The following is a 14,540-nucleotide window of genomic DNA, read 5'->3' as shown; positions in this document are numbered from 1 at the left end:
AATTAGTCACGATCGCTCACTGACTCTAACTGGTGGTAATCTAGGGTTGTTGAGCTAGATTAAATAAAAACTTTAGTTTTTGACAGTTTTATTTTTTGGACAATAGTAATATAAATCGGGAACTAAGTCTTTGACAATTAAGACTTGGTTATAGTTTAAATAAGTTCTAGAGAACTTAGTTGATTTTTTAACAGGAGAAGTAGGGTGCTTAACAACCTTTATCAGTTCTTATCTCCCCGCCAGTGGGGGATTTCCCTAGCCGGCTTAGGCTTACTTCTCGGTTTGGGCTTTATAGGCAAGCAGACTCAAGTAGTATCGTTTACAGATTCTCCATTATCATCGGCTCAGATTCATAAAACCAAAATCTCCGAAAACTCCCTTTTGTCTCAATTAAGAAGAGTTAGAGAAGAAAGAAGTCAGATGAGAGCGGCGGCTGGAGAGAGGGATATTTTTGTGCATAAGAGCGGAAAAACACTCCCGACAACCACAGCACTGGTTCCAGATTCTCAAGGAGCAACAAAAAGCGCAGAAGGTTTACCAAAAGTGAATTTTCCTGTAAAAGATGGGGTTTATCTCTATGGTCAATCCCCAAAACCAAACCAGCTTGGTCAAGGCTACATTATATTTCAGAAGCAACAGGACAAGATAACTGGTGCGCTGTATATGCCCCAATCAGAATTTAATTGTTTTCAAGGTACGCTCAACAAGTCAGGAGAACTGGCAATGACGGTTAATAGTACGTCAAATGAAGCCAGTACTCCGCAGTCGAATCAGGTAGCTGCAAACAATACACTACCTAGAGTCAGTGAAGATGATTTCAGCAGTTATCCTTATTCTTTGGCTCTGCAAGACTTTTATCAGTTAAATTCAATCACAGCTAGCGATCGCCGTACGTTGCAAATGTGCAAATAATCTTGAAGTTAATACTCAATTCCTGGTTGCGCTTTAACGCCTTGATCGCGAAAAGGGTGCTTAATTAAGGTCATTTCGGTTACGAGGTCAGCACGTTCAATTAAACCAGCCGGTGCGCCTCGTCCTGTGAGAATAACGTGCTTGTTAGCTGGTTTTTGCGCCAAACCCGCCAAAACGTCGTCTAATGGTAAGTAAGCCATTTTGAGGGCGATATTAATTTCGTCTAACAATACCAGATGAAAATCTGGGTTGCGGATATATTCTAATGATTTTTCCCAGGCGGCGCTAGCTTTGTCAAGATCGCGATCGCGGTCTTGAGTTTCCCAAGTGAAGCCTTCACCCATTGCGTGAAATTCTATTTGGTCTTCCCAAGAACTGAAAACCCTTTTTTCTGAAGGTTCCCAACTTCCCTTGATGAATTGAACGATCGCTACTTTATACCCGTGACCTAGCGACCGTAACACCATCCCCAAAGCCGCAGTAGTTTTACCTTTACCATTACCAGTATTTACAATAATTAACCCTTTTTCTGGTACAGCTTCTGCTATGCGCTTGTCTTGCACTTCTTTGCGTCGCTGCATCTTTTTGCGGTACTGTTCATCAGTCAGAGATGATGACATTACCTCATCAATCAAGCGCCCAATTTCTTGATCTTGCTTTAATTCTTGTGGTGTATCGTTTTTCATCAACCTTGTCTAGAAATAACTGTTAAAACTTTTGAGAAGGAACCGAATTTCTGTTTAGAATTTAATTTTAGCTAAATCACATAATTGAATATGTCCAGTAAGATTTTATATAAAAATATTGATTCTGTGCTAGCTTTATTTAACATGATTTACAGACGAGTACGTAAAATTATATGATATACAAACCGAACTTATAATTTGAGTTTAATATTACTATTTTAAATAATTTAATATGTTCATTAAAGTAATTTATCAGTATAACTTTGTTATTCTATCCTTTGCTACAGTCATCAGTTAAACTCCCAACTGAGGGCGTTAGCTTGACTATCGTATTCTCACCCTCTAGTTGACAATCCCAGGAGTTTGATATGAATAGTAATCCTCTACAGATGATTTTAGCTGATACACCTATTGATAGAGTATTACCTGCGATCGCTCAACTAAATCTACCTAACTGGTGGTTAGCCGGTGGTGCAGTCAGAAACACAGTTTGGTCTTCAATTTTTGGTAATGACTGTGGGTTAATTATTAAAGATTTTGATATTGCATTCTTTGATATAGAGGGAAATCGTTCTCAGGAACTAGCAGCAAAAGCAAGTCTCACAGAACAATTTCCTCATGATGAGTTTGATGTCAAAAATCAAGCCAGTTTTGCTCGGTGGCGGCTTGGTAGTAGAACCTACACTAGTACAGAAGATGCGATCGCAGAGTGGTTGCACACCGCTACTGCTATTGGAGTTCGACTAGATGCACAAGGCCAATGGCAATTTTTCACTCCCTACGGATTGGATGACCTGTTTGATGGCATTATTCGACCTACACCAGCACATACTCATAATATAGATGCCCATAATAAGGCATCTGGATTTTTACAAAAGTGTTCTTATCTGCGGTTAGCGTAAGGGATACAATCGATTTTAATTTAAATGAGGGTAGCACAGCTAGCTGTAGTACCCTACGAATTATCTATATATTTCAGTGGATTTAGGATACTGAACCACAAAGTATTTTCTACTTTTTATGATGTTTGATGTATGAATAAAGAAGTTCGCGTAGGCGTAGCCCGTCGTAGACATCGCTGGGAGGATTTACAATTAGGCATGGGCTATTACCGTCACTTCCATTACTTACAATAACCACAGTAATGCCGGATTTTGGGCAAACTCCTAAACAACTGGTGCTAACGACCCGAAATTCACCCCATAATCCCTCAAGTTTTAAACGAGATTTCAACCAATTCTCTAAGTCTTCGGAAGCCGTTGAGCTTTTGTTAGCTGGACGAAAACTATTTGACTGTTCGTTTGCACATTGTGAACACACAAGCACCAAACCAGACTCCCATCGGGGAGAAACGCTGGGAATAGATGTGTTTAATGGGCGAGAATTTATTAAGGGCAATGTCTGCGGAGTATTAGATGCAAAGCTTTTAATGATACGTTGCAATAATCTCTTAATACGCTGCATCAGTTTTTTCATGAATGACCACCTATTTCTCTGACAGGATAGTGGAAATTTCCCGTTTAATCTGTTCTGGTAGATCATTAAAAGTAGAGACGTAGCAGTGCTACGTCTCTACAAGGGTTCTGCATAACACATATTTAATTTCTGGAGATGTCTATTTAATAATCAGCGTTTCTGAGCAATTTGCTGCAAGTATGTAATTAGCTGTTCTCCTGCGGTGTCAATGTGTCGTTTTAGTAGCCTGACAGCAGCTTTTGTATCCTGCTTTTGACAAGCATCTAAGAGTTGATAGTGTTCTTTTTGCGATCGCTCTTGGTAATCCATCTCTACCAATTGTACGCGAACATAGCGATCGCAATTAACGTGTAAAGTTTTAATCATCGCCAGCAACCGGGGACGTTCAGCAGTGGCGTACAGCGTCGCATGAAATTCCCAGTTGAGTTTTGCCAACACACCTGCATCAGTTGCTTTATCTGTCGCTTCCAAAATCACAGCCGCTTTTTCTATATCTGTTTCCCTGAACTTGGGTATTGCTAATTGCATCGCTTTCACTTCCAAGGCGCTACGAATTTCACAAATTTCTTGCGCCTCTTGTGCTGTCAACACCGATACAATCGCCCCACGATTTAGATGCAGTGTCACCAATCCTTCTGCTTCTAACTGCTTCAAGGCTTCGCGCACGGGAATGCGACTAACGCCAAACTGAGTGGCAATTTCATCCTGTCTCAGAGATTGTCCTTCCTGAAAAATGCCGCGCAGAATCGCTTCCCGCAAAGCATCGGCAATTAAATCTGGCGTACTGCGTTGTTGTTGCAGCACATTCGCAGCTAAGTCATTTAAGTTCATATTGAATATTGTATACAAAATCAAAAAAATTGTATACAATATCCAAAGTAAGTTTTTGAAATATCCCTTCAATACCACGGGAGACAGTTATGAGCATCGCATCTCAACCAGATAGAGTTATCATCTTCGACACCACGCTACGGGATGGGGAACAGTCACCGGGCGCAACCCTCAATGTAGAAGAGAAATTAGCGATCGCTCATCAACTAGCTCTCCTTGGTGTCGATGTAATTGAAGCCGGTTTTGCCGTTGCTAGTCTGGGAGATTTTCAAGCTGTCAAAACCATTGCTGAACAAGTCGGAATACCTGGCGGGCCAATCATTTGCAGTTTAGCTAGAGCCATTCGCCAAGATATTCATACCGCCGCCGAAGCCTTGAAAGGCGCGGCTCGTCCGAGAATCCACACGATGATTTCTACCTCTGATATTCACCTGAAATATCAATTGAAAAAGTCTCGCAGTGAAGTATTGGCGATCGCATCAGAAATGATTGCATACACCAAATCCTTTGTAGAGGATGTAGAATTTTCGCCAATGGATGCTAGCCGCACTGAGCCAGAGTTTCTTTATGAAGTTTTGTCAAGTGCGATCGCAGCAGGTGCAACTACAATTAATATTCCTGATACTGTTGGTTACTGCACACCCAAGGAAATCGGAACTCTGATTCAAGGAATTCGAGAAAATGTTCCCAATATTGATGGAGTGATTCTTTCCATTCACACTCAAAATGATTTGGGTTTGGCGACAGCTAACGCTTTAGCAGCAATTGAATACGGTGTACGTCAGGTAGAATGTACCATTAATGGCATTGGGGAACGAGCCGGGAATGCCGCATTAGAAGAAATTGTGATGGCGTTGCAGGTTCGTAAACCATTTTTCAACCCTTATTTTGGTCGTTCGGTTGATGCCGATACACCCCTGACTAATATTAAGACTCAGGAGATTTACAAAACCTCATCCTTGGTTTCCCAATTAACCGGAATGCTGATTCAGCCCAATAAAGCGATCGTGGGAGCAAACGCTTTCGCCCACGAGTCTGGTATTCACCAAGATGGGATTATCAAGCACCGCGAGACTTATGAAATTATGGAAGCTGCTGCGATCGGTTTGCCAGAAAATCGGATTGTTTTGGGTAAGCACTCAGGACGAAATGCTTTTCGTACAAGGCTCAAGGAATTGGGTTTTGAATTGAACGAAGCAGACTTAAATAAAGCCTTCAATCGATTTAAAGAAGTCGCCGATAAGAAAAAAGAAATCTCAGATTGGGATTTAGAAGCGATCGCTCGAGATGAAACGCAGATTCAAGTAGAAAGTGGCTTCCAAATCGAACATGTCCAGGTAATCTGCGGTGACTGCACTTGCCCAACTGCAACCATTACAATTGTTACTCCCGATGGCAAAATCCTCACGGATGCGAGTGTCGGCACTGGCCCAGTGGATGCAGTGTATCAAGTAATCAATCGATTGGTGCAGATTCCCAATCAACTAATTGAGTTTTCTGTTCAATCTGTGACTGGAGGGATTGATGCACTGGGAACTGTGACAGTTCGCTTGAAGCATCAAGAGCGGATATTCTCTGGACAAGCATCTGATACTGATATCGTGGTAGCCGCAGCTTACGCTCATATCAACGCCCTGAATCGTCTTTATCGTTATTTGCAAACAGAGAGATCCCATTTTAATGAGATTAACTCTGCTGTTGTCTCTGGGTAGATCGTATAACTTACGCAAAACTACACACCTAAAATTCTTCCTTGGCGAAAAAAACTTGACATCAAAATGCTTTAATAGTACCTTTGTACTATTAAAGCATTTAAGTGTTGCATAAAACTTTAATACTCCCCACTACGCCAACAGGAAAGCAAAATTAATGAGGCTATCTAAGGTAGACTTGAGCAGTTTAGTAGCGATCGCTCACTCTGATGGATATTTGCAGTTGTTGCTCGATCGAGGCGACGAACTAGAGTTTTTGGAAATTCCGGCACCGATACAAGCTTATGAAGGATTGCAAGAACTGAGCGAGGCCATTGCTGAAACGACTGCACTACCTTATGAAGAACCAATTGCTATGTTACCAGTTAGCTCATCAATGGCGATCGCTGTCGGCTACGATCGCGACGAGCAAATTTTGCAAGTTGAATTTCAAAGTGGATCTGTTTATCAGTACTTAGGCGTAGAAGAGGATACTTGGGAAGATTTACATACCTCTAACTCAGTTGGCAGCTTTTTCAATCAAGAGATTAAAGGTAGATATGACTGCGATCGTCTAGATAGCGCAGATTATACTATTGACTAATTAATAAATTTAACGCGCCCATTGTTGCAAGATGTAATCATAAAAAGCGTCTTTATCAACCTGATCCATTGCATAAATTTTCCGACCACTAGGAACTACTTTAGTACGCCCCTGGCTCACGCCAGTGGTGACAATTTCTGTTTCCCATTCGCGCAGTTGATAAAATTCTGGATGTCCTAGATAAGCCGTTGCTAATACATCCCAAAAATAATAATCTTGGGGGGTAACTAGTGCATAACATTGTCCGGCTAAATCAGAGATGGGATAGTGGTGTTGTCCCCACATTTTTTGCACTAACTCCGATGTGACTGGGACATTGTTAGTTAAATCCAAAGGACACATAATAATTTCAATTTGCGTTTTCCACACCCGCGCCGCCGAAACCGCGTCCCAATAAACATTCCATTCGGCGGAACCATCTTGTCCAGCTTCTAAACTTTTTTCCACATTGCCAGGGACATTCAAAGCACCTCCCATCCAAACAATTTTGTGAATCTTGGCTTCAATATCCGGTGCTTTATCCAAAGCTGCTGCTACTGTGGTCAACGGCCCAGTTACCATCAATGTTACGGGGCTTGATGCGTTACGTAACACCTCGATCGTGAAATCTTGACCTGTTTCTTCAGTCAAAGGTGTAGTGATGGTTTCATTTTGATTGAGAATGGGAAGATGGTCAATGATAAACGAATCACGGCGATAGAGAGTAGGAAATGGATTGATCCCGCGCACAGTACTTTCTGCAACCGAGATATGAGAAAATCCCATCAAATCTATAATTTTACGTGTGGCGCTAACAGCCGGTTGGACATAACAATCAGCCGGCGTAACAACAACGCCAAGGAGTTCAATATGATCCATCGTCAACAGCAGCATGGTTGCTAGATAATCATCTACACCGCCATCGTGATCCATTAATACAAGTTGTTTTGACATAAAAGGAGAATTAATATGGATGAATTTATGGAAACTGCAATTCAAGAAGCAAAACAAGGCAGACAAGAAGGCGGAATTCCGATTGGTTCGGTTCTCGTCAAGGATGGCAAAGTTCTCGGCAGAGGACACAATAAGCGTGTGCAAGATGGCGATCCTATCACTCACGCCGAAATCGATTGTCTTCGCAATGCTGGGAGAGTTGGCAGCTACAGAGGTACTATACTATATTCAACCTTAATGCCATGTTACCTGTGCGCTGGGGCAGTGGTACAATTCGGTATTAAAAAAGTCATCGTCGGAGAATCCAAAACTTTTCCTGGTGCTAAAGAATTTATGGTATCTCACGGTGTGGAAGTAATTGATCTTAATCTTGATGAATGCGAACAAATGATGAGTGAGTTTATTGAAACTAACCCAGAACTTTGGAATGAAGATATCGGTAATTAGTTAGGAGGAGATTTTTCTGTTAGTCTTCTTACCATCACGTTCACCGGACTTTGATTGCACCCAGTATTTGCCCCGTCTCGTGCAATTTTTTTCAAATGGCGATCGCTGCTGCAATAATTCTCTCATCAAAAGTCACCTTGACAAGGCTATTCCCAACTTTTGTACAGACGCGATTAATCGCGTCTCCCAATTCCTAACTCTTAATCTCCAATCAACTCTACTGCATCTCGTCCATCGCAATTTTGTAAGTAAACTTTGACAATCTCTTCTTTCGCAGTAGGCAACTTTTTGCCAGTAAAATCTGGGTGGATTGGTAATTCTCGATGCCCTCTATCTACTAATACAGCTAAACGAATCACTTCTGGTCTACCATAGTCGTTAACTGCGTTCAAAGCAGCACGAATTGTCCGTCCTTTGAAAATCACATCATCCACGAGTACAACCGTTTTCCCTGTCAGATCAAAAGGAATTTCGCTTTTCGTTGGAGTCCGCAATCCAATTTTGTCAAGGTCATCTCGATAAAATGTAATGTCTAAAGCGCCAACTGACACAGCTACACCTTCCAACGTCTCAATCTGACGCGCCAACAATTCGGCGAGTAATGCACCCCTAGTATAAATACCAAGAAGCACCAATTGAGACAAATCACGTGTCCTTTCCACAATTTGAGAAGCCAGGCGAGTTAAGGTACGACGGATTTCTTCGGATGAGAGAATTTCAACTACTTTGGCAGACATAGGGAATTATCAGATAGGAGTTAGGAGAGATGCGAAAAATCTTTGTCTGTACAAAAGGTGCGAGACGCGATTCTTAATTGCTAACTTTACATTTATCATTAATTGTTTGGGAGTATTAAGAATATTGCGATCGCTATGCCTAACCATAGCAAAAAACAAGATCGAGTTAGCTGCAAAGCATTGTGAATAGAAGTTACAGTAATGGGATAAATTGCATCTCCTAGCAGTGGTTTGTACTTAGCTACCCCACGATACCAATTTGTACCCCCCATCTGCACGCCCAAAAAAGCCGCATAGACGCACTCACTCCAACCAGAGTTGGGACTAGGATCGTTAATTGCATCCCGACGACAAATTCGCCAAACATCTTTCGGTTTACCCGATAACAGCGCCAGAGTCACGACGGTTAACCGACAAGGTAGCCAAGTTAAACAATCTTCCAACCGCGCACAGAACCATCCCAAATAAGTATAGGGTGCTTCTCGGTAGCCCACCATTGAATCAAGGGTACTGCTGGCTTTGTATGCTAAAGCTAAGGGAGTTGGCCCCACAATTGGCACAAAGACACCAAAAATTGCATAAAAAAGCGGAGCCATCACTCCATCGGTGGCATTTTCTGCAACCGTTTCTAAAACAGCTCGTAAAATTTCTGCTTGCGAGAGATTTTGGGTATCTCTACCAACGTAATTACTTAAAATCTTCCGAGCCTTTTCTAAATCTCCTGCTGTTAAAGGTTGTAAAACAGCCTCTGCTGCTGCTCGTAAACTTCTACCAGCAAAACAACTAGCCAAAAGAATGCTATCTATTGCAATTCCCAACAACGGATGAATCCATCTGGCACTTTGAATAATCAAAAAACCAATAAGACCGCTACCAATTATTAGGATAATACTTAGTACAATTCCAGCTAGGCGTTGTGCAAAAGAACTTTTACACAATTGGAAAGAAAATTTGGTTAGGCGAGAAATTACCCACCCCATAACTTGCACTGGATGAGGCCAATCCCAAGGATCGCCAATTAAGTAATCTAAAAATGCAGCAATTATTAAGATATAGATACTATTGGTCATAAGTCACGAGTCAAGGGTTAATAGTGAAGGGTCAATATTTAGTTAGACTGTTGACTCTTGACTAAACCACAAAACTAGCTTCTTCTCCAAGAGAAGCTTGCCAACTACGAGCATCATAATAAAGGTCTGCCAGAGTAATACTGTACAAAGCTTCTTTGAGCTTTTGGTTGAGTCTCTGCCAAAGGCTAAATGTTACCCAATCTTCAGCTTGTGTAGGTGCTGGGGTGTGATGAGGTAAATGGCTAGTCTCTCCAACTGCTTCTAAAATTTGTCCTATAGATATTTGTGCAGGTTCTCTTGCCAATTGGTATCCGCCAATGCTACCACGAGTTGATTTAACTATTGATGCACGACGCATTTCTATTAGTAATTTTTCGAGGTAAGGAGCTGGGATATCTTGACGTTTAGCGATCGCTCTCACAGATACAGGCCCATATTTTGGCTGTAAACTCAAATCTAGCAACGCCTTGACACTATAGTGTCCTCTGGTAGTTAGTTTCATTTTGGCAAGTTTTGTTGTTTGTCTTTTATCATTTGTCTTTTGTAAATAACTAATGAGCAATAACTAAGGATCAGTTTTACTTATCATTCTGTAACTCAGTTATCAATCCTCAGCAAATAAATAAGCTTTTGAGCGTTAGTTTAGAAAACTTAAACATGTATCTTAGCAGTGATTTACAAACTATATATATAGTTATCAGCATTGTCGGCATTCTCTAAAATAGATTGTATTGACAATATTGTTAATGGCATAACAATTGTGCATCTGAGTGTAATATACTTGGCTAGGTTGAGATAAAAACTAAAAGATTATGTTCCTATTAGCTCAACCTCAGCTAAAATAAAATCGATTCCAACACTTCAAACATTCATTTTCGACCTAAGTTGATGCCTAAACTGAAAAAAATTGAACCCCTACTCGGTGAAGAACTGCTCAAAAAAGTCAAAGAGCTAGAGAGCGAGAGCAAAGAAGACAAAGCCAAGAAGTGCGGCTACTATACCGTTACCAAAAACGGTATAGAGCGCGTCAATATGATGAAGTTCTTAAATGCCCTAATTGATGCTGAAGGCATTCAGTTGGACAGTACACCCAGTGCTAATGGGCGTGGTGGACGTAGTGCTAGCTATAGAATTAGTGTGCAATCGAATGGTAACTTACTTATAGGTTCAGCTTATACAAAACAGATGAATCTGCAACCAGGAGATGAGTTTATCATCACTTTAGGCAAAAAGCACATTCGGCTGAGACAGGTAGATCCAGAAGATCGGGAAGGTGATGAAACTATAGAAGCCACAGCTTAATAAATATACATGGTCATTAGTCAATTGTCATTTGTCCTTTATGAAAACCAATGACCAATGACCAGTGACCAACGACTAATGACTAATAACTATATCTGTGGTGGGTAATAGTGGTAAATAGTCACGAAGTGCTTTGCGCGTAACGGCTAAATTGCAGGTTAATGCAATTTGCTCTTTTTCTAGTAAACCCAGAATGCAATCGGGTTTGTCTCGTGCTACCACTGGTAATTGATGCAAGCCTCGTAAATTCATGCGGTCTAAAGCTTCAGATAATAGTTCATCCTGCCATGCATAGAGGATTTCAGTAGTACAAATGTCTATGAGAGTTTGACTGGATAAATTATCTGGAATTTCAGTTACCGAACTTGGGTAAGTTTGCCAAAGAGCAAGGACACGGTTAATATCTTCCAGAGAAACTATACCAACTAATTGCTCGGCTGCATCAATTACTAAAGCACTCCGGGTGCGATCGCGGATCATTTCTACAGCTGCATCTAAAATTCCAAGAGTTGCAGGTAATTTTTTTGGATCGGGGTGCATGGCATCTTCTACCAAAATATGCTGCACAATTTCCGCTTGTTCATCTTTCAATTCCGAAAGACCAATTTGTTGTAAATTAGAGTTAGAGTTAAATGTTGGTTTAATCCTTTCTACTAACCAAACACTCAAACCCACAGCTGCCATCAACGGTAAAACAATCCGATAGTCACGAGTTAATTCAAATAGCATTAGAATAGCCGTTAACGGCGCTCTGACACTAGCAGCTAGTACTGCTGCCATTCCCACCATTGCGTAAGCTGGGGGAGCCGCCATTTGATCGCAAATAGTCGGGAATGCCACAGCTAAAATTTTGGCATAAGCTGAACCAAAAGAAGCACCTAAAAACATAGCTGGTGCAAACAAACCACCGATAAAACCACTACCTGTACTAATTGCAGTCATTAGTAGCTTCACCACCAACAGCACCACCAACAGGGAAAGAGGAAACTCCACATCCTGAAGCATCGCTTCTACAGTTTCATAACCTACGCCCAGGATTTGCGGAAAATGCAAAGCAACTGCGCCAATTATTACACCACCAATAATTGGATGAATCGGCTCAGGAATGCGTCCCAAAAAGGTAAAACCTGGAACCTTCCCAGCAAAGCAGGCTTTTGCTCCCCGAATTGATTGCGTATAAGCCAGAGAAACAAGGCTTGCCCCTAAACCCAAGCCCAGATAAAGGGGTAATTCTAAAGGACTGCGGACTTGATAAGCGGGTAAATCAAAAGCAGGTTGTGTCCCCAAACCAATTTGGGCAATTAATGCTGCTACCACCGCCGCTAACAGCACCACACTCACGCCAGAAGTAGCGAAAGATGTCGCTCCCATTACCACCTCTAGGGCAAAAAATACTCCAGCGATGGGAGCATTAAATCCTGCCGCAAGTCCAGCAGCCGCGCCAGCACCTAAAAGCAAACGTTGTCGTTCTTGAGATACATTCAGGATTTCAGAGAACAACATCCCAAAATTTGCGCCAATTTCTACACTTGGCCCCTCTGGCCCCAAAGAAGCACCGCTCCCTAAAGAAACAGATGCGGCCAGCATTTTCGTGACTGGTCGTAGTGGTCGCTTAATCTCTGTTCCCTCTGAGGCGGCGATGAGAGATGAAAGTCCAGGGCCAAAGTCTTGAGTGCGCCAGCGCATCAAGCCAACAATTAACCCGCCAAGAGTCGGAACGCAAGCTAAAGTCCAAGCACCCCAGACACCGATTTGACCCATTAAATTTTCCAGCATCAACTTGTGAATCAACTGGATTAAATAGTGAAAGGTGACTACACCCATACCCGTACCACCGCCAATGAGCATGGCTAAAAACAGGACAACTGTTTCTGGGGATGGTTGAAAACGATTAATTAAGTGAGCTAAATGAGCAGAAGGTGTAGGAAATGCAGATTGTTCCGTTACCTTCCTCAGTTGAGTGGGAGGCAGGAGAGTCATTGAGAGGCGGGGTAAATGTAAGAAAAAATTTAAATTTTTATCTGTTACTTCTCATTGTGAGCCATTATTTAGCAACCAGACAAGTAGACTTTATTTGCTTGATTTACAAAGCTTTAGCAAAAAATGTCATTGTGCAAAATTTTTGTGGGGAGAATGGTTAAATGGGCGACAATTATTATTGGAGGGTCAAAGATGGTTAGTAGGGTGCAAGTGAGCGCCAACACTATTTTTGCTAGAGACAACAAAGTTTTTGTCGGCTAGGTGGATGCACCCGCAAACATTAACTAGGAGTCATCCTGGCCTAAATCTAGCTATACTCGTGTTGCGACTATTGATCCATCCTTGGTAGTAATACAATGTATGTGTGATTGATGGCTGTTGTCACACCATACTTGGAAGTCTGCTAAGTATCGATCCCAATTCAATATAGCTATTCTTATAGAGCGAGTAAATGGACTAGGCGGACGAGGTAAATGAATATACACACCTTTGATAATCATTATGTTACTTGCCCAATTTGCCAAAGAAATGCCACACCAAAACCAATTAAAACGCGCATGGGCTTATTTTGCTGTCCTTATTGCCAGGAAAGGCTAGTAGTTTGCCAAAGCGGTCATTATGTCCGCGACCCGTTTACTTGGAGACAATTAATGATTGCTTCCTCGCTACGTCGTCAAAGCCGACCTTTAGCTAGGATTATCAGAGATTTTGTCTTGCTGAAACGTCCTATGGTAGCTTTGGCTGTGGGAAGTGCCATTTTCTTTAGTGCGATCGCCCTAACTCAAGAAAAGACAAGCTACGATCGCCAAATCTTTCCGATAACAGAGAAAGTTAATCAACCAGAAAGCAAATCTCAGTAGATGGATTAATTTGGTATAAATCAAATCTTACTTTGATTTTTGTAATATTATAACTAAATACTTTTATGAAACCGTGTCTTATTGCCCCAAATAGGACGCGGTTTTACATCATGTACCGCTTAAATATCTGTCCTGGTGCAACAGGTAATTAACGTGGCGATAATTCCTTAATTTTTGGCTGGGTACAACAGATGATATGGGTCTAGCCAAACAATGTAGAAAATCTCGTCAATAAAAAATCCATGAACCCTGCCATGTTCATAGGACTTACACAAAAGTGAACTCGGTAGGGGCAATTCATGAATTGCCCCTACCTGGAAATAAGGGTTTTGACTATTGTTTGCGTAAGTCCATGTTCATTTGAGGAGACGGAAAACTGATATGGTATGTTAACTAATTGTTCTTCATTTGGCAAACCAAATGCTCTATCGCTGGTATTTTCCCACCTGATGGGATGACATCTGAGCGTACTGCTACGATTCACTAACAACTCTTGAGCCGTTATACTAGATAGAGCTTTTGATCGATCAAGCAAGGTCAGCTTTATTAATTACATATTTTCTGGATTTGCAAACAGAGATTTTAAGTTACGTCTGCCACTAACAACTCTGACAATTTCAATTCCTTCACCAGTAATTATTAGGACTTACGCACTGTACAAATTAGTCATAGTATGCTTTCACCGAAATAGCTTGTTTCAGACTTTGACTAATTATATTTTTACCGATCACTTAACCGTGGAGTAGGGGTTTAGCATTGCTAAACCCCTACTAGAAATATGGTTTTTCCGGGATATATATTTATTGTTTTCTGTCAAGGCGTAAGTCATAATTATGTAGAAAATAATATACCCATCCAGTAGAAGTCCTCTTAGGCTGGGACGCAAATCCTCGTATTGTCGTGCCATGTTGGGAAAGCTATAGCGGTTATTAGTCTAGTGCAGTACAATAGAAAAGAGCAATTTTACTGATAACTGGTGGCAATGAAAGCCTACTCTCTCGACTTGCGTCA

15 protein-coding genes are annotated in these 14,540 nt (G+C 41.4%); 7 read left to right on the top strand and 8 right to left on the bottom strand.

Features of this window, described 5'->3' with window-relative positions; all coding sequences use genetic code 11:
* Positions 1–204: 204 nt before the first annotated feature.
* Complete coding sequence (locus tag V7K38_RS26875) at positions 205–912, top strand: hypothetical protein (protein WP_334862369.1); 708 nt, start codon at positions 205–207, stop codon at positions 910–912.
* Positions 913–920: 8 nt separating this feature from the next.
* Here the strand turns inward: V7K38_RS26875 and cobO are convergent, their stop codons facing one another.
* On the bottom strand, positions 921–1,598 hold the full coding sequence (cobO, locus tag V7K38_RS26870) for a cob(I)yrinic acid a,c-diamide adenosyltransferase (RefSeq protein ID WP_334862367.1): 678 nt from the start codon (positions 1,596–1,598) through the stop codon (positions 921–923).
* Between the two features lie 368 nt (positions 1,599–1,966).
* Between cobO and V7K38_RS26865 the strand changes: the two genes are divergently transcribed.
* The gene (locus tag V7K38_RS26865; RefSeq protein WP_334862365.1) at positions 1,967–2,500 is read left to right on the top strand and encodes a nucleotidyltransferase family protein; all 534 of its coding nucleotides are present in this window, start codon (positions 1,967–1,969) and stop codon (positions 2,498–2,500) included.
* A gap of 109 nt (positions 2,501–2,609) precedes the next feature.
* On the opposite strand, the gene V7K38_RS26860 is transcribed toward V7K38_RS26865, so the two are convergent.
* Both V7K38_RS26860 and V7K38_RS26855 read right to left on the bottom strand, forming a co-directional pair.
* On the bottom strand, positions 2,610–3,074 hold the full coding sequence (locus V7K38_RS26860; RefSeq protein WP_334862363.1) for a (2Fe-2S) ferredoxin domain-containing protein: 465 nt from the start codon (positions 3,072–3,074) through the stop codon (positions 2,610–2,612).
* Between the two features lie 150 nt (positions 3,075–3,224).
* Entirely contained in the window at positions 3,225–3,905 is a 681-nt protein-coding gene (locus V7K38_RS26855) for a GntR family transcriptional regulator (protein ID WP_334713368.1), read from the bottom strand.
* A gap of 89 nt (positions 3,906–3,994) precedes the next feature.
* On the opposite strand from V7K38_RS26855, the gene V7K38_RS26850 reads away from it, so the two are divergent.
* Together V7K38_RS26850 and V7K38_RS26845 are read left to right on the top strand one after the other, a co-directional pair.
* Positions 3,995–5,617, top strand: coding sequence for a 2-isopropylmalate synthase (locus V7K38_RS26850; RefSeq protein WP_442940808.1), 1,623 nt, complete (start codon positions 3,995–3,997; stop codon positions 5,615–5,617).
* Between the two features lie 157 nt (positions 5,618–5,774).
* Positions 5,775–6,200 (top strand): KTSC domain-containing protein, encoded by a 426-nt coding sequence (locus tag V7K38_RS26845; protein WP_334862361.1) that lies wholly within the window; start codon positions 5,775–5,777, stop codon positions 6,198–6,200.
* Positions 6,201–6,209: 9 nt separating this feature from the next.
* Here the strand turns inward: V7K38_RS26845 and V7K38_RS26840 are convergent, their stop codons facing one another.
* Positions 6,210–7,133: a nucleoside hydrolase gene (locus V7K38_RS26840; RefSeq protein WP_334862359.1), complete on the bottom strand. Its 924-nt coding sequence runs from the start codon at positions 7,131–7,133 to the stop codon at positions 6,210–6,212.
* A 15-nt stretch (positions 7,134–7,148) separates the two neighbouring features.
* On the opposite strand from V7K38_RS26840, the gene V7K38_RS26835 reads away from it, so the two are divergent.
* Entirely contained in the window at positions 7,149–7,580 is a 432-nt protein-coding gene (locus V7K38_RS26835; RefSeq protein ID WP_334862357.1) for a nucleoside deaminase, read from the top strand.
* 200 nt (positions 7,581–7,780) lie between these two features.
* Here the strand turns inward: V7K38_RS26835 and pyrR are convergent, their stop codons facing one another.
* The 3 genes from pyrR to V7K38_RS26820 all read right to left on the bottom strand — a co-directional run bounded on the left by pyrR (position 7,781) and on the right by V7K38_RS26820 (position 9,889).
* Entirely contained in the window at positions 7,781–8,317 is a 537-nt protein-coding gene (pyrR, locus tag V7K38_RS26830) for a bifunctional pyr operon transcriptional regulator/uracil phosphoribosyltransferase PyrR (RefSeq protein WP_334862355.1), read from the bottom strand.
* Positions 8,318–8,415: 98 nt separating this feature from the next.
* Entirely contained in the window at positions 8,416–9,387 is a 972-nt protein-coding gene (gene cbiB / locus V7K38_RS26825) for an adenosylcobinamide-phosphate synthase CbiB (protein WP_334862353.1), read from the bottom strand.
* Between the two features lie 61 nt (positions 9,388–9,448).
* Entirely contained in the window at positions 9,449–9,889 is a 441-nt protein-coding gene (locus V7K38_RS26820; RefSeq protein ID WP_094327503.1) for an Rrf2 family transcriptional regulator, read from the bottom strand.
* A 386-nt stretch (positions 9,890–10,275) separates the two neighbouring features.
* On the opposite strand from V7K38_RS26820, the gene V7K38_RS26815 reads away from it, so the two are divergent.
* On the top strand, positions 10,276–10,689 hold the full coding sequence (locus V7K38_RS26815; RefSeq protein WP_265271671.1) for an AbrB family transcriptional regulator: 414 nt from the start codon (positions 10,276–10,278) through the stop codon (positions 10,687–10,689).
* A 75-nt stretch (positions 10,690–10,764) separates the two neighbouring features.
* On the opposite strand, the gene V7K38_RS26810 is transcribed toward V7K38_RS26815, so the two are convergent.
* Positions 10,765–12,669, bottom strand: coding sequence for a chloride channel protein (locus V7K38_RS26810; protein WP_334862349.1), 1,905 nt, complete (start codon positions 12,667–12,669; stop codon positions 10,765–10,767).
* Positions 12,670–13,142: 473 nt separating this feature from the next.
* Here V7K38_RS26810 and V7K38_RS26805 point away from each other — a divergent pair, with 473 nt between their 5' ends.
* Positions 13,143–13,529 carry a hypothetical protein gene (locus tag V7K38_RS26805; protein WP_334862347.1) on the top strand — a complete coding sequence of 129 codons (387 nt, stop codon included), beginning with the start codon at positions 13,143–13,145 and terminating at the stop codon, positions 13,527–13,529.
* Positions 13,530–14,540 lie beyond the last annotated feature (1,011 nt).

This window comes from Nostoc sp., assembly GCF_036917465.1.
Lineage (GTDB): Bacteria > Cyanobacteriota > Cyanobacteriia > Cyanobacteriales > Nostocaceae > Nostoc.
The sequence above is the reverse complement of the archived record's forward strand: the minus strand, read 5'-3'. Positions and strand labels throughout refer to the sequence as shown.